The following is a 22,591-nucleotide window of genomic DNA, read 5'->3' on the forward strand; positions in this document are numbered from 1 at the left end:
GACTTCTCTGCGGGAGCGTTCTTCGTCTCAGGCCCGTCCTGCCCTGGCTCTTCGACCCTCGAAACAGATGCTCGTTGTGGCGTCACGATGAACATCGTGCCGTACGACGTTGAAAGCGCATGCAAGTGCATGGCCGCGGTCACAGTCGGGCGCGGCCGTAACCACCTGCCCCCGCCCGCAGCCACCGATGCGCGGCCTTTCTCGTGATTGTCGACCGGTTGGTTGCTGGCCCATTGCGACGGGTCTGTGGGGAGGCCGGCCCGGGTGCTCGCACGGTGAGACCACTCAATGGTTGTCGACCCGAGGGCGTCGTTGTCCCTGTGGGGAGGAGGACGAGCCCTCGCCGCATCGCAGGATGACGTGGCTGGGCCGTGCCTGGCGAGTCCGACAGGCTGGAAGCTTCGGGCTCAACAATGAATCGACAAGGGCGGCAGCGAGACCCTCTCGTCGGAACGAGTCCCCCTCCCGATCAATGCACCGCCGTCGGCGGCGATGAGCGAATCCGCCGCAGCCGCAACACAAAACTCTATGACTTCGTCCGCATGAAACTGCCCTCGTAATTGATCACGCTGATAACCGGCCTTCAAAGCGCCTTCCGCCACTGGGCGATCGCCACGCGACATGTAGCTCAGCAGGCGCGGGAAGCGCACAACACGATTGATGACTGACGAACGGGGTACGAGATACCGCTGTGTCCGTGGCACTCTCGCCCTCTCGATCCGAACTGCTCAGTGCAAAAATTGGGCGGATCAATCTCAACGTCACCCCCGCCGCAACCCACTCGCCCGCAACACCCGTCGCCGCACCCCGGCCCGCACCGATGCCTCGTCCCCGACGATCCGCACGTGCCCGCGCGCCCGGGTGATGGCCGTGTACAACAACTCCCGCGTCAGCAGCGACGAGTCCTCGCCCGGCAGCACCACGGACACCGTGTCGTACTGGCTGCCCTGGCTGCGGTGGATCGTCATCGCGTACACCGTCTGCACCGCGGACAGCCGGCTTGGGTGCAGCAGCAGCGGCTCCTCGCCGCGAGCGAAGGCGGCCACCAGCTCGCCGTCGCCGCGGTCCACCACCACGCCGGTGTCACCGTTGTAGATCCGCACCTCATGATCGTTCGCGGTCACCAGCAGCGGCTGCCCGACGTACCAGCGGTCCGGGTCCAGCCGGGTCCCGGTGGCCGCGCCGATCCATTCCATCGACGACCGCGCCCACCACGCCGCGCCGAACGGGCCGTCGCGGTGCGCGCACAGCAGCCGGTGCGACTCCGCCGCCCGCAGCGCCGCCACAGCGTCGCCGGCCGCGGCGGCCACGGTCACAGACGCCGCCGTGGTGACCACGTCCGAGCGCAGCGCCGCCAGGTCGTCCGGCGCCACGAAGGACACCTCCTCCGCCCCGGAGCGCAGGATCGCCATCACCGCGTCCTCGTCGCCGTCGCGCACTGCGACCGCCAGCCGGGCGATCTCGCCGCCGAATCGGCGCCCGCGGCTGAGCCGAACCACGCCGCCGCGCAACCGGTCCCGCTCCCCCGCGCTCAGCGCGGCCTCGTCGCGGTCGTCGGCCGCGTCCAGGTCCGCGCCCACCACCCGCGCCAGCACCGGGTTCTCCGTGCCGGTCACCGGCCGCGCCACCAGGTCCGCCAGCACCGCGCCCGCGTCCACCGACGTCAGCTGGTCCGGATCCCCCACCAGCACCAGCCGGGCGTCCGGGCGCAGCGCCTCGAGCAGCCGGCACATCATCGTCAGCGACACCATCGACGTCTCGTCGACCACCACCACGTCGTAAGGCAGGTGGTTGCCGGCGTTGTACCGGTACCGGCTCGCGCCCACCCGTTGCCAGCCGAGCATCCGGTGCAGCGTCATCGCCGCCAGCCCGGCGGGCAGCTTTACCTCCTCGGCCTGCTCGCGCACCGCCTCCTGCAGCCGGGCGGCCGCCTTGCCGGTCGGCGCGGCCAGCCCGATCCGTAGCCCGTCCCCGTGCCCGGCGACCAGCAGCGCCAGCACCCGCGCCACCGTGTGCGTCTTGCCGGTGCCGGGCCCGCCGGCGATCACCGCCGTCCGGTGCGTGGCGGCCACCGCCGCGGCGATCCGCTGCCGGTCCGGGGCGGCCGCGCCGGCGAACAGCTCCGCCAGCCCCGCCCGCAACCGGTCCTCGTCCACCGCGGGATGCCCGAGCGCGCGCTCGTCGAGCACCCGCCGGATGGTCTGCTCCTGCCGAAAGTACTTCTCCAGGTAGAGCAGTCCGCCGTCGTCGGTGTCGACCAGCCGCAGCGGGCGCAGCGGCCCGGCGTCGCCGCCGATCACCAGCGGGCTGCGGCGCAGCGCCGCCAGCACGTCCGCGTCCTCGGGCCAGGGCAGCGCCTCCAGGTCCACGCCCTCCGCAGCCGCGGACTCGTCGACGGTGATCTCCCGGATCCGGCTCAGGTCCAGGCACACCGAGCCGGAGCGCACCGCGCGCACCGCCAGCGCCGTCGCCAGCAGCGCCTCCTCCGCGGCCTCCCCGCCGAGCGCGCCGAGCCGCAGCGCGACGTGCACGTCCGCGGCGGCGAGCACCCCGGCCTCGTTGAACACCCGCAGCGCGCCCTTGCCGCGCTGCGCCACCTGCACCTCGGTCACGGTGCCCCCTCGATTCCGGCCAGCAGATCCGACAGCTCGGTCACCAGCGCGGCCGGCGGGGCCCAGTCGAAGACGCCCGCGCCGGCCGGGCTGTCCGGGCCCGCCATGCCGCGCACGAACAGGTACTGCACCCCGCCGAGGTGGGTGGCCGGGTCGTAGCCGGGCAGCCGCCACCGCAGGTAGCGGTGCAGCGCAACCGAATACAGCAGCGCCTGCAGCGGGTAGTGGGCCCGCATCATCTCCGCGGCCATCGTCTCGGTGGTGAAGTCGGCGGTGGTCAGGTCGCCCGGTGCCAGCCGGTTCGTCTTGTAGTCCACCACCACGAACTTGTGTTCTGAAGGACCCCGCCCGGGCAGCCGCAGCACCGCGTCGATGCTGCCGGTGAGGTAGCCGCGCAGCGGCGCCGCGCCGAGGGTCTCGAACAACGCCGCGTAGTCGGCCAGCGGGTCGTCGGCGGGCAGGTGCCGACGCAGCAGCGGCGCGACCCCGGCGAGGGTCACCTCCGCGTCGGCGTCCTCGCCGCCGGCGAGCGGCAGCTCGAAGTCCAGCTCCGGCAATCGGTCCGACGGCGGGATCGAGGCCAAGGTGTGGCCGCCGCCCAACGGCGTGTGCAGCACCGGCAGCAGCGCGGCGGCCAGCGCGTCCGGGTCGACGCCCGAGTACCCGGCGGCCACCGTCTCGCGGCAGCAGCGCACCAGCTCGGCCTCCAGGTCCGCGGCGGCGGTGTCGACCTCCTCGAGGACCGCGTGCACCAGGGTGCCGAACGCGGCCCCGGCGGGCAGCCCGTTCATCGGCGACGGCAGGCCGACGGCGTCGGTGGGCGAGACCAGCGGTGGCTCGTCCGGCTCGTCGTCGAGCTCGGGTTCCTCCGCCTCGCTGCCCACGCTGGGTGGGGCGTCGTGCGCGTGCGCGGTCAGCGCCGAGTAGGAGGTGCGCCGCCAGGCGGCGTCGAGGTCGCGGTCGAAGCGCGCCGCGGCCAGCTCCCCCACCTCGTCCTGCGGCGGCGTCCACTCCGGCACCACGATCGGGTCGGCGCCGACGGCCTCCACCCGCACCAGCTCGGAGTCGCCCGCCCAGGCCGAGAGCCGCTGCGCGACATCCGGATCGGCGGGCACCCGCTCCTGCGCCGGCACCTCCAGCTCGCCCGGCCGCCGGGCCAGCAGCATCCGGTGCAGCGGCGCGGCCCTGGTCGAGAAGGCGGGCGCCCACCACAGCACCAGCTGGCACATGGCCCGGGTCAGCGCGACGTACAGCAGCCGCAGCTCCTCCCCGGCCTCCTCGTCGTCGTGCCGCTTCTTGCGTTCGTTGTAGCCGGGGCCCTCGGGCCCGCCGACGTCGAGGATGCGGCGGCCGTCGGCGTCGTGCAGCAGCAGCTTGTCGGGCTTCGGGTTCTTCGCCGCATCCCACGCGTACGGCAGGTACACCAGCGGGTACTCGAGGCCCTTGGTGGCGTGCACGGTGGCGATCTGCACGGCCGCGGCGTCGCTGTCGAGGCGGCGGCTGCGGTCGACGCCGCCGACGGCGGGGTCGCGCATCCGGTCGGTGAGCCAGCGGGTGAGCGCGGTGAGCCCGAGGGATTCGGCGACGGCGGCCTCGTTGAGCAGCTGCGCGACGTGCCGCAGGTCGGTCAGGCGCCGCTCGCCCGCGGCCCGCGACAGCATCCGGGCCTCGAGCCCGCTCCAGGCGGCGAGCCGCTCGAACAGCGCCGCGAAGCCGGACTGCGCGAACACCGCCGCCAGGTCCCGCAGCCGCCCGCCGATCTCCGCGACCGCGTCGTCGCCGGCGCCGTCGAGTTCGGCTGCGGTGCGCCCGAGCAGTGGGGTGAGCGCGGCCAGCCGCACCCGGTCCGAGCGATGCGGCTGCTCGATGGCCTGCAGCACCCACAGCCAGTCCCGGGCGGCGGGGGTGAGGAACACACTGAGCCCGCCGACGGTGACCGCGGGCACCCCGGCGCGGTCCAGCGCGTCGTGCACCAGGGCGACCTGCGCGTTGGTGCGCACCAGCACCGCGATGTCGCCGGGCTCGGCGGGCCGCGGCCCGCCGCCCAGGTCCACCGTCTGACCGCCGCCGAGCAGCCCCGCGATGTCCGCGGCCAGGTCCGCCGCGACCCGCCCGCGCAGCGGCCCGACGGCGGGAAAGCCGGTCTTGCCCAACGGTCCCGCGCCCGCGCGCGGCAGGTGCCGCAGCCGCAGCGGCACCGCCCCGCCGATCCGCGACCCCGTCTTCGCGGCGTCGACGGGGTGCACCACGATCTGCGGGTGGCCGAGCGCGGCGCCGCCGTGCAGGTGCGCGAGCGCGTCCAGCAGCGGGCCGTCGCTGCGCCAGTTGGTGGTGAGCTCCTGGTGGCTGTCGGCGGCGCCGACAGCGTCCAGGTAGGCCAGCACCTCCGCGCCGCGGAACGCGTAGATGGCCTGCTTCGGATCGCCGACGAGGATCAGCGTCGACTGCCCGTGGAAGGCGCTGCGCAGGATCCCCCATTGCAGCGGGTCGGTGTCCTGGAACTCGTCGACGAGCACCACCGAGTAGCGGTCTCGGACCCGTCGGCACGCGGCCGGGCCGTGCACGGGGTCGGTGAGCACGCCGTGCAGCAGGGCCGGCAGGTCGTCGAAGTCGCGCAGGCCGACCGCGCGCTTGCGGCGGTGCGCCTCGGCGCGCACGGCGGCGGCGAACGCGGCCGCGTCGCCAGCGGGGGTCCCCTCCGCGTCGTCGGGCGCGAGCTGCGCCTGCGGGTCGAAGATGGCCGCCCGCGCGGCCTTTCGCGCCTCGCCCGGGGTCAGCGAGGGCGACCCGGCCCGCCCGAAGGTGCTCAGGTAGAGGTCGCCGATCACCTCCGCGTTGAGGTCGGCGGCCTCCTCGACCAGCACCGCGTCGGGGTCGCGTTCGCCGGCCATGCCGAGGCCGTCGAGCATGCGCTGGCAGAAGCTGTGGGTGGTGGCGATGGTGGCGGCGTCGAAGTCGGACAGGGCCTGCAGCAGGCGTCGCCTGCGCAGCGCCACGGTGTCGGGGTCGGCGTCGGCGAGGTGCGCGACGAGCGGGTCCCGGCTGGTCGCCGGGTCCGCGAGACCGGCCGCGGCGGAGGCGAACCGCTCTCTGGTGCGTTCGCGCAGCTCCTTCGTCGCGGCCCGGCTGAAGGTGACGAGCAGCAGGCTCGCCGGGTCCACCCCGGCCTCGGCTACGAAGCGCGCGGCCAGGCCGACGATGGCGTAGGTCTTGCCGGTGCCCGCGCTCGCCTCGAGCACGGTGGTGCCCTTCGGCAGCGGGCCGAGCAGGTCGAACGCGGTGCGCTCGGTCATGGCTCCCCCAACGTTTCGGCCGCCAGCAGCGGGTCCCACAGCTCGCGGGCCATCGCCCCGAAGAGGCTGCCCTCCACCGGATCCGGCGCCTCGGTGAGCACGGACAGCGCGGGCGCGGCCCCGTACACGTAGCCGAGGTGCCGGTCGGTGGCGTCGCCGAAGGTGCCGCCCCACTCCTTGCCCGCGGCCTCCATCGCCATCTCGACGGAGGCGCCGCCGGAGCGGCGTTCCGCGTAGGCCGCGGACGCTCCGGTCGCCATCGGCGGCGGGGCCTGCAGGCCCCGGTCGCGCAGCTCGACGAGGCGCACCAGCAGGGCCAGCGCGTCCTCGGGCGCGGTGAGGGTGGACTGCCAGGTGGGCCGGCGGTACTGGCCGCGGCCGGTGGTCACCGCCCGCCAGGCGGTCTCGCGCGGCCCGGCCGACGCGGCGACCGCCAGCTGCTGCGCCCAGGCCGTCAGCCGGTGCTTGGGCGCCAACCGCGAGAACGTGGTCCGCGCGATCACCGTCCCGTACACGCCGCCGACGGTGCCGGTGAGCCGCCGACCGGATCCGAGATCGACGTCCACGTCGATCGTGTCGGCGCGGCCGGGCTGGCGTCCGGCGGCGGCGAGGGAGCGCACCGTCGCCTCGATCTCGCCGAGGGCGCCCTCCCCCAGGCCAAACGGCGGCAGCGTGCCGCGGCGCCACTCGGCGGCCCGGAAGTCGGCGACGCCCTCCGCAAAGTCCCGGCCGTCGGCGAGCAGTGTCGCGAGCATCCGTTCCCCGATGTCCCACTTCCCCAACGGGTCCAGCTCCAGGTCCAGCGCGTCGGCGATGTCCTCGTCGAGCTCCGGCACCCGCAGCCCGAGCCGCTGCCGCAGGAACGCCTGGGTGGGGTGGACGAGGAACGCGACGAGTTCGGCGAGGTCGACGTCGCCCGGGGCCCTCGGCGGCAGCGGCTCCGCGAGGAAGGCCGCCTCCGGCTCGGGCGGGCGCTGCGCGGCCCGGGCCCCGGCCAGCGCGGCGGCGTCGAAGCTGAACGGTTTCTCGGGCCGGAAGTTGCGGGCGTCGAACGGCTGCAACGGATGCCGCGTCAGCGTCGCGTCCGCGTGTCCGGCCATGGTGTCGAGGACGTCGCACAGCTCGCTGAGCGGGATCGCGGGCGGCCGCCGGGAGCCGCTGACCGGGTCGGCGCCCGTGTAGAACAGCACCAGCTTCTCGCTCGCGGACATCACCGCGTCGAGCAGCAGCTGGCGGTCCTCGCTGCGCGGATCCCGTTCCCCCGGTAGCGGTGTCCGCGCGAGCACGTCGTCGCCGTCGACGCCGGCGCCGCGCGGGAAGACCTCGTCGTCGAGCCCGAGCAACACCACCACCCGGTGCGGCACCGAGCGCATCGGCACCATGGTGCACACCGTCAGCTCGCCGGTGCGGAAGTTGGCGCGGGTGGGGCGCCCCGCCAGCCGGGCGCGGAGCATCGCCCGCACGTCGGCCAGCCGCAGCTCGCGGTCGTCGCCGTGTTCGACGGCGGCGGCCAGCTCGCGCTGCGCCTGACCCAGCTGCCAGGCGTCGCGCTCGCGCACGTCGACGAGCAGGTCGAGGGCGCGGGCCAGTCCCGCCGACCACCCGCCCGTCGGCTGCGGGCCGCGCAGCCCGCGCAGGGACACGTCGAGCCGGTCGACGAACTCGGCCAGCCGGCCGGTGAGGTCGATGTCGTTGCTGTCGACGTCGTCGAGCGGCAGCGCCAGCGCGAGCCACTGGCCGTCGGCGCCGTCCGCGGCGGCGCCGAGCAGGATGCGGTCCAGCGCCGACCGCAGGGTGTTCTGCGGGAAGTCGCCGAGCCCGAAGTCGGTGCGCTGCAACGGCCCGATCCCCCACCGCGCCCCGGCGGCGGTGGTCCACTCGCGCAGCCGCTCGAGGTCGTCGTCGCTGAACCGGAAGCGGCGGCGGACGGGTTCGGCAGCGGCGAGGTCGAGCACCTGGCTGGCGGTGACGCGGCCGTCGGCCAGCCCGAGCAGCGTCGCGACGACGGCGAGCACCGGATTGGTCTGGTGCAGTGCCCGATCGGCGAGGCGCACCCGCAGCCGGTGCCCGGGGTGGCCGACCGATTCCTGACCGAACGCGGCCCGCACCAGCGGCGCGTAGGTCTCGACGTCCGGGCACATGATCAGCACGTCGCGCGGCTCGAGCGTCGGGTCGTCCTGAAATAGGTGCAGCAGGGTCTCGCGCAGCACCTCCACCTGCCGGGCCGGGCCGTGGCAGGAGTGCACCTGCACGCTGCCGTCGGCGGATGCCCCGGCGGTGGGCGCGCGGTCGGCGGCGATGTCGGCCTGCAGCCGGCCGAGCAGGGTGTCCGGGGTCGGGGCGCCGCTGTGGTGCGCGTGCTCGATGCCGGGGCGGCTGAGCCGGGCCTGCAGCTCACGGACGTCCCGGGCCAGCCCGGCCAGCAGCGGGTGCGTGACGGCGAGCGCGCCGTCGTCGTCGGCGCGGGTCGCCGCGGGCGCTCGATCGGCCAGCGCCGCCCACATGCCGGGGCTGGGGTGCGGAACCCACAGGTGCACATCGCGATTCGCGGCGATCGCGGACAGCACGTCGATCTGGGCGGTGGTGAGCCGAGTGGGCCCGAACACCGAGATCCGGTCCGGCAGGTCGAGCAACCCCGGCTCGTCGCGCAGCCGCGAGCAGGCGCCGACCAGCCGCTCGGCCGGGCTGGGGCAGCCGATCCGCTCCCGCAGCCGCCGCCACAGCTCGGCCTGCCACAGCAGGTCGTCGTCCAGCGGGCCGCCGGCGCCGTCGGTATCGCGCCCCTCGGACCAGTCCACCAGCATCGCGGGGCGCTGCGCGCCATAGCTGCGGAACAGCTCCGTCAGGTGCGCGGCGGTGCCGTAGCGGCGACCGCTTCGGTGGTCGTCGGCGCCGCGGCCGAGGTGTCGCGCCAGCACCGACGCCCACGGCTCGTCGAGGACATCGTCGATCACGCCGAGCAGCGTCCAGAGCGATCGCGCCGGGTTCCACGGGTCCTCGTCCGCGGTCATCCCGGTCGCCGCGGCCACGGCCTCGTCCACCAGCCGGGTCGGGGACGGGAACTCGATGTTCGCCGCCACCCCGTCGCCATCCACCGCGCCGAGCGTGGCCGACAGCCGTTGGGTGAGCCAGCGCTCGACGCCCTTGGCGGGGACCGCGATCACCTCGCGGGCGAACGGATCGGCCAGCGGGTCCTTCAGAACGTCGGCGAGCCCGGCCGCCAGGGTGTCGGAGCGTTCGGCGCGGTGCAGCGTCAGCACGTGCTCCCCCTCGGTTCGGACTCCGCGAATGGTCGGCTCAGGCTTATCACAGCGCACCGACCACCCGGGTCGGGCGCGCGCGAGCGCTGGTAGAGCGCCCGTGGCGAGTGGCACTATGGAGTCCCGGGGTCGGGCCGGATCTGTCCGTGAGGTGAATGCCGTGCCGCATCGTCGAGGACCCGCCAGGGCGGCCTGACCGATGACCGATAACGATCCGATGGCCACTCAGCGCGGTGCGCCCCCGTCGGTGGCATCGGAGCTCGATGCCGCCGGTTTCACCGACGCGACCGAGATCGGGCGCGGCGGCTTCGGCGTCGTCTACCGCTGCACCGAGGCGACCCTGGACCGCACCGTCGCGGTGAAGGTGCTCACGGCCGACCTCGACGAGGAGAATCGGACCCGCTTCGTCCGGGAACAGCGGGCGATGGGCCGGCTCACCGGGCACCCCAACATCGTCAACGTCCTGCAGGTCGGCACCACCGCGGGCGGCCTGCCCTACATCGTGATGCCCTATCACGCGCAGCGTTCGCTCGACGTGCGCATCCGCGACGACGGTCCGCTGTCGCTCGAGCAGGCCCTGCAGCTCGGTGTGAAACTGGCGGGCGCGGTGGAGTCCGCACACCGGCTCGGCATCCTGCATCGCGACATCAAGCCCGCGAACGTCATCCTCACCGACTACGACGAGCCGGCGCTGTCCGATTTCGGCATCGCACACCTGCCCGAGGGGTTCGAGACCGCCGTCGGCACGTTCACCGCCACCCCGGCGTTCACCGCGCCCGAGATCCTGAGCGGGGGCCCGCCCAGCGCCGCCGCGGACGTCTACGGCCTCGGTGCCACGGTGTTCTGCGCCCTCACCGGCCACGCGGCCTTCGAACGGCGCAGCGACGAGCAGGTGGTCGCGCAGTTCCTGCGCATCACCTCGCAGCCCATCCCGGACCTGCGCGAACTCGACCTCCCCGACGACGTGGCCGCCGCCGTCGAACGCGCCATGGCCGCGGACCCCGACACCCGCCCCGCGGCCGCGCAGCTCGGAGACGCGCTGCGGGAGATCCAGTTCCGCCACGGATTTCCGGTGGACGAGATGGCCCTGCAGTCCGCGGCCGGCTCGAAGCGCGATCGTCGGCCGTCGACGGGCGGCGGGCCCCCGCCGACCGGGCCCTCGACGCAGGGCAGGAAGGGAAACCTGCCTGCGGACCTGACTAGCTTCGTCAACCGGCGCACCGAACTGACCGAGGCAAAGGAACTGCTCTCCTCCGCCCGGCTGGTGACGCTCACCGGCATCGGCGGCGTCGGGAAGACCCGCCTCGCGCTGCGGACCGCGACCAGCGTCCAGCGCGCCTTCGGCGATGGGGCCTGGCTGGTCGAGCTGGCCGACCTGCACGACGAGTCGCTGGTGGTCGGGGTGGTGGCTTCCGTCCTCGGGCTGAAGTCCTTCTCGCGCGAGCCGCTGCAGACGGTCCTCGCGGAATTTCTCGAGCCGCGCCAGACCCTGCTGGTGCTCGACAACTGCGAGCACGTGGTCGGCGCGGTCGCGGACCTCACCGACGCGCTGCTCAAGTACTGCCCCGGACTGCGCATCCTCGCCACCAGCCGGGAAGCGCTCGGCATCCGCGGCGAGGCGACACTGCGGGTTCCGCCGCTCAGCGCGCCCGCCCCCGACGGTCCGCTCGACCTGGCGGCACTGCCCGGCTACGACGCGGTGACGTTGTTCGCCGAACGCGCCGCCGCGGTCCTCCCGGAATTCGCGATCACCGACGACAACATGGCCGCGGTGGCCGGGATCTGCCACCGGCTCGAGGGGTTGCCACTGCCGATCGAGCTGGCGGCGGGACGCCTGCAGGCCCTCTCACCCGAGCAGATCCTGCAACGGCTCACCGACCGCTTCACGATCCTGACCCGCGGCGGGCGCACCGCCCCGACGCGGCAGCAGACCCTCCGGCTGTCCGTCGACTGGAGTCACGAGTTGTGTACGCCCCAGGAGCAACAGCTGTGGGCTCGGCTGTCCGTGTTCGCGGGCAGCTTCGAGCTGGCCGCGGTGGAACATGTCTGCGGCGTCGACCTGACGCCGGACCTGCTGCTCGACCTGGTCGCGTCGCTGGTCGAGAAATCGATTCTGATTCACGAGGGGGCGGCGACCGCGGGGCGGTACGGGCTCCTGGACACCATCCGCGAGTACGGCCTCGAGAAGCTCGCGGAGTCCGGCGAGGACGCGGAGATGCGGCGACGTCACCGACAGTGGTTCCAGCGGCTGGCGCTGCGGGCGGAAGCCGACTGGATCGGCCCGCATCAGCTGAGCTGGATCGCCCGCCTGAACCTGGACCTGCAGAATTTCCGGGAGGTCCTGGAGACCAGCATGGCGGAGCCCGGCGATGTGGCGGTGGGTCTGCGCATCACGGCCGCCCTGTACCCGTTCTGGCTTGCCAGCGGCCAGATCAACGAGGGCGCCCGCTGGACCGAACGGATGCTCTCCGTCGAGGGGGTTCCCCGCGGCCCGGAGTGGGTGCGGGCCGTGAGCCTCGGCGCGGCGCTCAGCGGGTTTCGCAGCGACATCGAGACCGGCACCGAACGGATCGAATGGGCGCGTGCAGCGGCGGCGGAGACGGGCGACCCGGACGTCGTCGCGACCGCGCAGTACGCCGCGGGTGTTCTGGCCTTGGGCTCCAACGACGTCTCCACCGCGGCAAGTCATTTCGACGCCGTCCTGGAAATGTGTCCGCCCGAGGACCACCTCCTGCGGGTGATCACCTTGACCGGCGCCGAGGTGGCCTGCGGGCTGCTCGGACAAACGGAGCGGGCGGCCCACTACCTCCAACAGGTGCTGGACATCACCGAGCCGCGCGGCGAGCTCGTGTTCCGGGCGTGGGCCGTGCGGACACTCGGGCTGGCGGTGTGGTCGACCGAACCGAAGCGGGCGATCGCGATGCTGGAACAGGCGGTGCGGCTGTCCCGCTCGGTCGACAATTCGTTCGGCTCCGCTCCGAGCCTCGAGGGCCTGGCCTGGATCGCCGCGGCCGACGGGGACTACGCGAGGTCCGCGGTGCTGCTGGGCCACGCGCAGGCCATGCGGCAGACGGGGGGCCTGCCGGAGATCGCGATCCCGGGCCTGCGAGAACAGCACGACGAGTGCGAGCAACGGACCCGCCGGGCCCTCGGCCAGAAGGCGTACGACGCGATCTACCGGAAGGGCGCGTCCGCGAGTTTCGGCGAGGCCGCCGCGTACGCCCTGGCCGAGACCCCCGAGCCGCATCGGGCGACGACCGCCCCCGGCAAGACCACCCTGACCCGACGCGAGCTCCAGGTCGCCGAGCTCGTCGCCGAGGGGCTGACCAACAGCGCCATCGCCGCCAAGCTGGTGATCGCGCAACGGACCGCCGAGGGCCACGTCGAGCGCATTCTCGCCAAACTGGGGTTCACCTCGCGGACCCAGGTCGCCGCCTGGATGGCCGATCCCAACCGGCGCTGACCACGGTCGATCGCCAGCCGCGCCCGCGTGACCGTCCGTCCTGGTCCCGCAGCCCGGGACCCAGGTATGGACCGGCGCGACGACGTCCGGTAATGATGAGGACAAAGTTTTGAAACCAATTTCACTAGTGACGAGGTATCCCATGCTCGACGCGGCAGCCATCGGCGATGGCATCTTCCAGATTCCCGTGCCCATGTCACACAACCCCCTCGGCACCACCCTCGTGTACGCGATGGAGTCGCCCGGCGGCCTGATCCTGGTCGACGCCGGGTGGGGCGACGACGAGGCCTGGGCGGGGCTGACCTCGGGCCTCGAGGCGATCGGCCACTCGGTCTCCGAGGTGGAGGGCGTGGTGCTCACCCATTTCCACCCCGACCACACCGGGCTGTGCGGGCGCATCCGCGACGCGTCCGGCGCGTGGATCGCCATGCACGAGTCCGACCACGAGATGTTCGGGAAGATGTCGGAGGGCCGCGACGCGGCGTGGCTGGACTACCAGCTCACCAACCTGCGGCGGGCAGGCGCCGCCCAGGACGACCTGGACGCGTTCCAGGCGGCGACGGGCAGCAACGCGCCGGTCGGCCCCGAGTCCGCGCCGGACCGGGTGCTCGCCGACGACGAGATCATCGCGCTCACCGGCCGCGGCCTGCGCGTGGTGTACACGCCGGGCCACACCCCCGGCCACGTCTGCTTCTACCTCGACGAGGCCGACGTGATGTTCACCGGCGACCACGTGCTGCAGAAGACCACCCCGCACGTGGGCAACTTCGTCTACCCGCTCGAGGAGCGCGACGCCCTCGCGGAGTTCCTCGACTCGCTGCGCCGCGTGCAGACGATGGACATCACCCGCGGCCTCGGCGCGCACGGCATCCCGATCGACGACGTCGCGGGCCGCGCGGGCGAACTGATCGACCACCACGAGGAGCGGCTCGAGCACCTGCTCGACGCGTTCGGCGACGACCGGATCACGGTCTGGGAGGTCGCGCAGCGGATGAAGTGGTACCGGCCGTGGGAGAACTTCCACCCGATGGCCAAGGGGATGGCGCTGTCCGAGGCGGCCGCGCACCTGCGGCACCTGGTCGCCCGCGAGCAGGTCACGCAGATGCCGGGCACCGAGCCGGCGGTGTTCGCGCGGCGGTAGCCGCTGCGCGCCCGTGAGTCCTTCTGGCCCCCTTTCGGACCGGAAGGACTCACGGGCGGCGGAGCCGCCGAGGACGCGCTACAACACCGTGAACCCACTCCCCGTAGCCCGAGGAACGAATACCGAATTTTCCGACGCGTTCATCAGGATTGCGTTGTACCCTTCGCCGCGCTCCACAGCCCGGACCCCCGGCCGTTCACGCCACCACGAAGGAGACACCATGAGCTCGCGCGCCCTGTGCCTGACCACGCTCGTCGGATTGGCGGCCGGCGCCGCCGTCGTGACCGCCACCTCCGCAGGCGCCGCACCCATCACCACCACATCGACATTCCAGGTGACCTGCCACGCGGTTCCCAGCGCGTTCGCGGGCCCGCAGTCGGATGGCAAATCCGTGACCGTGAGGGTGACGGCACCCCCGACCGTGGCACCGGGCGAGACCTTCGACGTGGAGATCGATCCGGGCACCGTTCAGGTCCCGAACAGCACCAGCGGCGCAAACTTGAAGGAGATCTCTCGCGCGAAGATCGATTTCGCGATCCCAGCGAACGCACAGTTCGTCACGGCCACCGTCGCCGATCCAGGCAACCTCACCGCGGGCACGCCCGCATCGATGATCCGAGTCGACGAATCCGGTACACCCACTAGCACCGGCCAGATCCTGCGCCTGTCCGGCAACAACGTGACCATCGGCAACGGCCCCTCCTCGTCCACCAACTCGACGGGCGGCATGACCCTCAATCCGGACTCCGGTGACACCACCACGATCAGGTTCCCGAAGACGCGCATCACGCTCACGGCCGGCAACGCCGGCACCATCGAACCGAGGCTGCGCACCTCCGGTGCCGCCGGAACGTTCGGCAGCCCGGAGTCCTTCCTGACCCTGCTCCCTCGGTTCGGGCACTGGCTCGCAGGCAACATCTGGGCCCCGACCTCCTGCTCGCCGCGCGACGGGGAGGGAGCGGGACTCAACGACGGCGCGGGACCGCTGGCCTCCATCGCGATCAGCGGGGTCGACCCCGGCACGCAGGTGTCCGCGGCCATCGAGGGCCCCGCGACCGGCGCGACCGGCGCCAAGCTCCCCTTCACCGTGAAGGTCACCCCCGACACCGCCACCGGGACAGTGCAGTTCAAGGTCGACGGCAAGCCGGTGGGTGAGCCCCAGCCCGTGAACGCCGGCCTCGCACGCCTCGACCTGAGCTTCGACCAGGCGGGCACCAAGTCCGTCACCGCCGTCCTCACCACCGAGGACGGCAATCAGCACACCACGGCGGCGCACACCGTCACCATCACCGCTAAGGGCGGCCCGAATCCGCAGAACCCCGGTGGCATCGGCAGCCTCGACACCGGCTCACTCGGTAGCTGACCTCCCCCGCCCCGCGGATAGCGGCATCCGATGCCGAACACCCGCGGGGACCTAGTTCCAACGGTCGTCGAGATGTGAACCGACACTGCGCGCTCGAAGGCCGTTGAGTGTGTGCCGTCCGCCACCGGGTGTCCTCCTGAAGGCGGACGGCACACACTGCCCTCGCGTCACACGGACGTGCACGGCGGCTCACGCGATACCGCGTCAGTTCTCGACTCCGAACACCAGCCGCTCGCGCCTGCGCTGACGCCCGCCGCACGCGAACACGATGCCGCGCACCACCATCGGGACCCGGCCGCGCACCCAGGCGAGCTCATCCGGCGTCATCACCGCGAACGCGCGGGTGAGCTCGAAGCCCATCCGCCCGCCGCGCTGCGCATGCTGCTCGAACCGCGCCCACGCGTCGGCCGGGACGAAGCCGGTGACGAGCGGGAAGACGGTGCGCTCCTCGTCCTCGATGTGTTCGTCGAGGAGGTCGCGCAGCTGGTGCAGCGACACCGCGAGCCCGACCGCGGCGGTGCGGTCGGCGCCGGCGTGCGCGTGCCCGCGGATCTCGTCGAGGAGCGGGTCGAGCGCCCGGTGGTCGTCGGTCAGCTCGGTCAGGTCGGTGTGCGGCCCCGCCGAGGCGACGATCAGCGGCCACAGCGCCTCGTCCTCGACGGTGTGGTGATGGTGGATGCTCGCGAGGAACAGGTCGAGGTAGGCCGCGAGGGCGGCGCGACGGCGCGTGCCGAAGCCCGACGGGTCGGCGGCGAGTTCATCGGCGACGCGAACGAGCCGGGCGGCATCGCGCCGCATCACCCGGTGCGCGAGTCGCATCCCGAGCAGGTCCTCGTCGGAGGTGGGTCGGTGGGTGGTCGGCGAGGACATGGGTTGCTCCGTTCGGTGGCGGGGAGGCGTGTCCACTCACCCTGGCCGGGAGCACTTGTCGTCGACTTGGCGTGCGCTTCCCCCGACACGGATCCGATCGCCCGCGCGCGGCCGCGACCGGGCGATAACCTACCCCTGCCATGACCGATGCCACCGCCGCCGCCAGCGCCGTGTACCTGCGCGTGCTCGGCCCGTCGGCCGCCACGGTCGGCAACAAGGACGTCGCGTTGGGCGGTCCCAGTGCCAGGGCGGTGCTCGCCCGACTGGCCGCCGCCGCCGGCCGCGTGGTGTCCACCGACCTGCTGATCGACGACCTGTGGGCCGGGCAGCCGCCGCCGAAGGCGCTCTCGGCGCTGCAGGTGCACGTGTCGAACCTGCGGCGGGTCCTCGAGCCCGCCCGGGCCCCGAGGACGCCCGCGACCGTGATCGTCAGCGCGCCGCCGGGCTACGCGCTGCGGCTGCCGCCGGAATCGGTGGACGCCTGGCACTTCGAGCGGTTGGTCGTCGAGGGCCTGCACGCCTCCGACCCGCCGACGCGCATCGCACTGCTCTCGCAGGCCCTGGACCTGTGGCGTGGTGTGCCCTACCACGAGTGCGTCGACGCCGACTGGGCCAGGATCGAGAGCGAGCGGCTCACGGAGCTGCACGACACCGCGCTCGAGACGCGCGCGCACGCCTATCTCGACGACGGGAAACCGGCGCTGGTGGTCGACGAGCTCGGCCGCCACGCGACGCGCAATCCCGGTCGCGAGCACGGCGTGCGACTGCTCGCGCTGGCGCTGTATCGCACCGGGCGGCAGGCGGATTCGCTGGAGACGCTGCGCCGGACCCGCGCCTACCTGGCCGACGAACTGGGCGTCGACCCGTCCGCCGAGCTGCAGGGGCTCGAGCGCGACATCCTGCACCAGGAACCGTCCCTGACGATGGCGCCCGCCACCCCGACGAACCACGCACCCGCCGCTCAGGAGATCCGCTGGGACGAGGCGCCGGTCACCGGACGCGGCGAGGAGCTGGACGCGCTGCGGCTCGCCGCCCGGCAGTCCGCCCAGGAGGGCCTGCACCTGGTGTGGATCGGCGGCGACGCCGGCGAGGGCAAGAGCACGCTGGCACAGGCCTTTGCGGACGAGGCGGCCGGATCGGGCTGGCAGGTCGCGTGGGGCCGGTGCCCGGAGGTCGACGGGGCGCCCTCGGGGTGGCCGTGGCTCGAGGTGCTCCGTCAGTTCGGCGACGAGGACCCCGGGACCCCGTTCGAGGTGGGCCGCCGGGTGGAGGCGCGACTGACCGCCGCGGGCGCCCGCACCCTCATCGTGCTCGACGACGTGCACCGGGCCGACGAGCCGACGCTGCAGGTGCTGCGCCACCTCGCGGCGACGGGCAGGAAGTCGACGTCGGTGCTGCTGTGCACCTTCCGGCCGACCGAGGCGGCCGCGGACCTGCAGGCGACCTGGGCCGCGACGGCGGGGATCCCGGGCTCGCGGCTGACGCTGCGGGGGCTGGGCCGCGAGGGCGCCGCGGCGATCGCCCGACAGTCCGGGGTCGCCGACGTCGACGACGCGCTGCTGGCCGACCTGATCGACCGCACCGGCGGGAATCCGCTGTTCATCCGGGAATACTCGCGGCTGATCGCCTCGGAGGGCGCCGCCGCGATCCGCACGACCGTGCCCGACGGGGTGCGGGACGTGCTGAGCAGGCGCATCTCCCGACTGCCCGAGAAGACGGTGGTAGAGCTGCGGCGGGCCGCGGTGCTCGGCCGGGAGGCGGACCTCGCCGTGCTGGCCGCCGTCGGGGAGATCGACGACGACGCCCTGCTCGACTCGCTGGAGCCGGCCCTGCTGACCGGGATCATCGTCGAGCCGTCTCCTGACCGGGTGCGCTTCAGCCACGATCTCACCCGGGAGACGTTGTACGACAGCGTCCCCCGCATGCGCAGGCGGCGCATGCACGCGTCGGCGCTGTCCGCGCTGGCCGCGCACTCCCCCACCGATAGCGCGGCGCTCGCGCATCACGCGGTCGAGTCGGCCACGCCGACGACGGCCGCCGACGCGCTGCGCTACGTGCGCGCGGGCGCCCGCGACGCCGAGTCGCAGGCGTCATACCGGGAAGCGCTCGCGCTGTGGAAGTCGGCGGAGTCGTTGTGCGAGATGACGATCGAGCCCGACCCCGGCGAGCTGGTGGAGGTCCTGATCCCGCGGGTGGGCGTGCAGGCGCGCACCGGCGACGTGATCGGTGCTCGCGAGACCTACCGGCGGGCGATCCGGATCGCGCAGGAGCGGCACGACCCCGACGCCCTGCTGCGCGCGTTGGTCTCGTGGGACGCGCCGGTGGTGTGGACCATCCGGGTCGAACCCGACGTGGACACCTTCGTCCTCGACGCGATCGACGGCGCCGCGGGCCGCGACAGCCTCACCGCCTCGGATCGCGCCCGGCTACTGAGCGCCCGGGTCTTCGAACTCGAGGGCATCGACGACGAATCGAGCCTGGCTGCGGCCCGCGAGGCGCGCCGGGTCGCCAGGGAGTCGGGCGACAATCGCGCCCTGATGCGGGCCCTGAACGCCTTCGGCTACATCGCGTTCGGCCCGGACCTGGCCGACGAGCGAATCACCAACGCTGAGGAACTGCTCGCCGCCGCGCGGGCGGAGGGCGACGAGGGCTTCGTCTCGGTCGCCTACTTCCAGCGCTTCCTGGCGGCGACCGCCGGGACCGATTTCGAGCTGGCCTACCACCATGCCGAGCTGGCAACCCGCCATGCCGCAGGCCACCAGCTGACCCAGATGCTCGGCGTGGTGGCGGTCTTCGAGGCGATGGTCGAGCTGATGGCCGGTCGGCTGGAGTCCGCCGAGCACCGGTTCACGGCGATCTCGACCGCCATGCACGAGCAGGGCGTGGCGTCGGCGCAGTGGATCGCCACCATCGGCCGCCTCGGTGTCGGCGTCGCGCGGGGCGACCTCTCGGCGCTGGCAGGCGAGCTGGGCGTCATCGAATCGATGCGGCCGCAGGCCATCCGGTTCCCGCTGATCCTGGCGCTGCTCGACGGCGGCGACGTGCCGGCCGCGACGCAGCTGTGGGCGTCGAGCACGCCCTATCCGCGCGACTACTACTGGCTCGGCATGACCACCTTCCGGGCCAGGGCCGCGGCCCGGCTCGGCGACGTCAAGGTCGCGCGGCAAACGTACGAGGAGCTGCTGCCGTTCGCAAGCCGGATTGCCGGCCTGGACTCCGGGTCGCTGTACGCCGGTCCCGTCGACGCCGCGTTGGGGGACGTCGCCGAGCTCCTCGGCGACGACGACGCGGCGGCCCGGTGGCGGGCCGCCGCATCGGATCTCGTCAAGCTGGTGTCGGAGCGGTTACGCGAGCGGGAGTCGACGGCGCCTCGGTGACCTGCGGCCGCCCGTGGGCCCGGAGGATCACCAGGCCGATCGCGGCGAAGGCGAGGCCGCGCGGCAGTTCGATCACCAGGCCGGCGACGCCGGGGACCTCCGGCCACGGAATGACGCCGATGACGCCGCCGATGGTCATGATCACGCCGATCCACAGCGGGACCGCCCGCGTCCAGACCAGGATGATGCCGAACGCGAGCAGGCTCACCAGGTAGGTCAGCCCGCCTGCCATCTGCATGACGACGAAGGCGGTGGAGTCGATCAACGATCCGTCGGCCGGCACCAGGTACGCGGTGTCGGGGTTCGAGGCGAGCGTGTAGGAGGCGAACGCCTCGATCGCCAGGTGCGTCAACGCCGTCAGCATCAGCGAGGAGTACAGCGCGACGAATCCGACGAGGCCCGCCACGCCGGCCTTGCCCGCGAACCAGGCGTAGACGCCGGGCAGCGCGATCAACTGGATGATGGTGCCCAGCAACAGGATCATCTGCGCCCACGGGCTGGTGAACGACGTCAGGGACTCGACGGAATGGGCGTTGCCACCGAGCACGGGATGCAGGAGGCCGCCGGTGAGGTTGAGCGCGAACGCCACGATGATGGCGACGCCACTGAGACGGTAGAGCAGTGCGGGTGTGATGGTCATGGCCCGAGTTTGTGTGCGGCCACTTGGTGATGACTTGGTGCGGACTGATCCGTACCCGCATCTGGGGTTCCTCGGCACCTTGGCGTCTGGTCGAGCGCGTGATCGGGGCCACATTCGGAACAAAAAAGCAACCCCTACCGCAATAGTTGGACGTCCGATAACCTGACGTCCATGAGTCAGGATCCGCGCACCAACACCGTCGACGGCGTGCTCCGCCGCTCGGCCGCCAAGTTCCCCGATCGCACCGCGCTGACCTTCGACGGTCGCAGCCGGAGCTACCGCGACCTCGACGACGCGGTGACCCGCGCGGCCGGCCACCTGCTGGCGCTCGGGTTGCAGCCCGGCGACCGCGTGGCGGCGTACGGCACCAACTCCGACGCCTACGTCATCGGCTTCCTCGCGTGTGCCCGCGCGGGTCTGGTGCACGTGCCGGTGAACTACGCCCTCAAGGGCGAGGAACTGACCTACCTGGTGTCGCAGTCCGGGGCGCGGGCGGTGCTGGTCGATCCCGCTCTCCGCGGCACCCTCGACTCGGTGCGCGAGAACCTGGCGATCGAGCACGTCCTGCCGCTGCGCGACGCGGACGGCTCGCTGCTCGAGCTCAGCGGCACCGGCGAGGTGCCTGCACTGGAGCCGCAGGCCGCCTCGACCGATCTGGTGCAGCTGCTCTACACCTCGGGCACCACCTCGAAGCCCAAGGGCGCCATGATGACCCACGGCGCGCTGGTGCACGAGTACGTCTCGTCGGTGATCGCGCTCGGCCTGTCCGCCGAGGACAACCCGCTGGTCTGCATGCCGCTGTACCACTCCGCGGGCATGCACGTGTTCACGATCCCCTACCTGTCCGTGGGCGCGACCGTGAACCTGATGGCGGCGCCAGACATCCCGGAGATCCTGCGCCGGATCGAGGCCGAGAAGATCGGCTCGCTGTTCCTCGCGCCGACCGTGTGGGTGCCGCTGGCGAACCACCCGGACCTCGAGACCCGCGACCTGTCCTCGCTGACGAAGGCGCAGTACGGCGCGTCGATCATGCCGGTCACCGTGCTGAACCGGCTGCGCGAGCGCTACCCGAACCTCGGCTTCTACAACTGCTTCGGCCAGTCCGAGATCGGCCCGCTCGCCACCGTGCTGCAGCCCGACGAGCACGAGGCCCGGCCGTCGTCCTGCGGGCGGGCTGTGTTCTTCGTGGAGACCCGGGTGGTCGACGCCGAGGGCAACGACGTGCCCGACGGTGAGTCCGGCGAGGTGCTGTACCGGTCGCCGCAGCTGTGCCAGGGCTACTGGGAGAACCCGGAGGCCACAGCGGAAGCGTTCCGCGACGGCTGGTTCCACTCCGGCGACCTGGTCACCCGCGACGCCGAGGGCTTCATCACCGTGGTCGACCGCATCAAGGACGTGATCAACACCGGCGGCATCCTGGTCGCCTCCCGCGAGGTCGAGGACGCCGTCTACACCCACCCGGCGGTCGCCGAGGTCGCGGTGATCGGCACCCCCGACGAGAAGTGGATCGAGGCGATCACCGCGGTCGTGGTGCTGCGCGAGGACCACGAGCCGGTGACGGCCGAGGCCCTGATCGGGCACGTGAAGGAGCGGATCGCACCGTTCAAGGTGCCGAAGAACATCCAGTTCGTCGACGCCCTGCCGCGGAATCAGAGCGGGAAGTTGCTCAAGCGGGAGCTGCGGACGGGCGCGTAGTTCGACGGGAATCCGACGCGGCGGTCACCTGGTGGTGGCCGCCGCGTTGTGTTCGCTGCCAATTCGTTGGGTGAAGAGCGCTTCTGAAAGACTCAGACAATGTCCGGGCCGACCTGCGATCACACAGACCGACTTGTTCACGAACCTAATGGCCCCTTCTATGGGCAACTGGCACATGGCTTCGCCTGCGGCGCGCACCTGGCGGTGCACAACGGCTACCCCTGGAACTCTTTGAACGGCTCGGATCCCGACCGCGATTCGGCGCGTGCAGTTCTCTCCCGATCATGGAGCGTCACCGACAGCGCCGGCTGGGAACAATCGATGCAGCATCTATTGGCCGGGCACAACATCGGCGGCGATGGCGAAGCAGTCATGGCCGTTCGAATGATGGCGCGGCAGCAGTGGGGCGTCGCGACGGTCACAGCGTCACAATGGCTCGACTGTATTTCACAGTGGTGTCGCGCGAATGGGGTTGACGCCGACAAGGAAACGCAATGCCGCACAGTCGCACAACGCGTCAGCCGATACGAATCTCGCTTTCGCGCCGACAACCTCATTCCGCCCGACGGGTTCGTCACGTCATTGCTTGCATACGACTACGGACGAGCAACCAACATGGCGCGCTGGGGATACGTCGCGGAGTACTGCGACCAGCCAACCGCGGAACGGTGGATAGCCGCCGTGTCCACTGCGGCCCGAGAACGATTCGTCTCCTGGCACGACTTCTCGGCGTCATACATCCTTGGCCGAGTCATCAGATTCGACGGCGACGGATACATGTCGTATTACAAGCGAGTTCTCGATGGCCATCGAGTCCTGACGTCGCAGTCGGACAGTCCGTGGCTTCACATGCAGTTCTGACCAGTTCCCCTTGACG

General features: G+C 72.3%; 11 protein-coding genes. 6 read left to right on the top strand and 5 right to left on the bottom strand.

Annotated elements, in window-relative coordinates:
• Positions 1-761: 761 nt before the first annotated feature.
• From recD to recC, 3 genes are read right to left on the bottom strand one after another with little or no spacing between them, the layout of a single operon-like run.
• Entirely contained in the window at positions 762-2,612 is a 1,851-nt protein-coding gene (gene recD, locus RM1_RS17120) for an exodeoxyribonuclease V subunit alpha (RefSeq protein WP_072752947.1), read from the bottom strand.
• Positions 2,609-5,905 carry a UvrD-helicase domain-containing protein gene (locus RM1_RS17125; protein WP_072752948.1) on the bottom strand — a complete coding sequence of 1,099 codons (3,297 nt, stop codon included), beginning with the start codon at positions 5,903-5,905 and terminating at the stop codon, positions 2,609-2,611. The genes recD and RM1_RS17125 overlap by 4 nt, the downstream gene beginning before the upstream one ends.
• Complete coding sequence (recC, locus tag RM1_RS17130) at positions 5,902-9,165, bottom strand: exodeoxyribonuclease V subunit gamma (RefSeq protein ID WP_072752949.1); 3,264 nt, start codon at positions 9,163-9,165, stop codon at positions 5,902-5,904. The genes RM1_RS17125 and recC overlap by 4 nt, the downstream gene beginning before the upstream one ends.
• A gap of 199 nt (positions 9,166-9,364) precedes the next feature.
• On the opposite strand from recC, the gene RM1_RS17135 reads away from it, so the two are divergent.
• The 3 genes from RM1_RS17135 (at position 9,365) to RM1_RS17145 (ending at position 15,132) form a co-directional block, all read left to right on the top strand.
• A complete protein-coding gene (locus RM1_RS17135) occupies positions 9,365-12,628 on the top strand; it encodes a protein kinase domain-containing protein (RefSeq protein WP_072752950.1) in 3,264 nt (1,087 codons plus the stop codon).
• Positions 12,629-12,770: 142 nt separating this feature from the next.
• Complete coding sequence (locus RM1_RS17140) at positions 12,771-13,769, top strand: MBL fold metallo-hydrolase (RefSeq protein WP_072752951.1); 999 nt, start codon at positions 12,771-12,773, stop codon at positions 13,767-13,769.
• A 220-nt stretch (positions 13,770-13,989) separates the two neighbouring features.
• Positions 13,990-15,132: an Ig-like domain-containing protein gene (locus tag RM1_RS17145; RefSeq protein ID WP_072752952.1), complete on the top strand. Its 1,143-nt coding sequence runs from the start codon at positions 13,990-13,992 to the stop codon at positions 15,130-15,132.
• Positions 15,133-15,336: 204 nt separating this feature from the next.
• Here RM1_RS17145 and RM1_RS17150 read toward each other — a convergent pair whose 3' ends face one another.
• Positions 15,337-16,002 carry a hemerythrin domain-containing protein gene (locus RM1_RS17150; RefSeq protein WP_072752953.1) on the bottom strand — a complete coding sequence of 222 codons (666 nt, stop codon included), beginning with the start codon at positions 16,000-16,002 and terminating at the stop codon, positions 15,337-15,339.
• Positions 16,003-16,142: 140 nt separating this feature from the next.
• Between RM1_RS17150 and RM1_RS17155 the strand changes: the two genes are divergently transcribed.
• Positions 16,143-19,379: an ATP-binding protein gene (locus tag RM1_RS17155; RefSeq protein ID WP_072752954.1), complete on the top strand. Its 3,237-nt coding sequence runs from the start codon at positions 16,143-16,145 to the stop codon at positions 19,377-19,379.
• Here RM1_RS17155 and RM1_RS17160 read toward each other — a convergent pair.
• Positions 19,327-20,019, bottom strand: a complete 693-nt coding sequence (locus RM1_RS17160) for a hypothetical protein (RefSeq protein WP_072752955.1) — start codon at positions 20,017-20,019, stop codon at positions 19,327-19,329. The genes RM1_RS17155 and RM1_RS17160 overlap by 53 nt on opposite strands.
• 171 nt (positions 20,020-20,190) lie before the next feature.
• Between RM1_RS17160 and RM1_RS17165 the strand changes: the two genes are divergently transcribed.
• Positions 20,191-21,714, top strand: coding sequence for an acyl-CoA synthetase (locus tag RM1_RS17165; RefSeq protein WP_072752956.1), 1,524 nt, complete (start codon positions 20,191-20,193; stop codon positions 21,712-21,714).
• Between the two features lie 99 nt (positions 21,715-21,813).
• Complete coding sequence (locus tag RM1_RS17170) at positions 21,814-22,575, top strand: DUF1266 domain-containing protein (RefSeq protein WP_083576791.1); 762 nt, start codon at positions 21,814-21,816, stop codon at positions 22,573-22,575.
• Positions 22,576-22,591: the final 16 nt, after the last annotated feature.

Origin of the sequence: Rhodococcus maanshanensis NBRC 100610 (assembly GCF_001894865.1) — a bacterium.
In the GTDB taxonomy this organism is placed as follows: domain Bacteria; phylum Actinomycetota; class Actinomycetes; order Mycobacteriales; family Mycobacteriaceae; genus Rhodococcus_G; species Rhodococcus_G maanshanensis.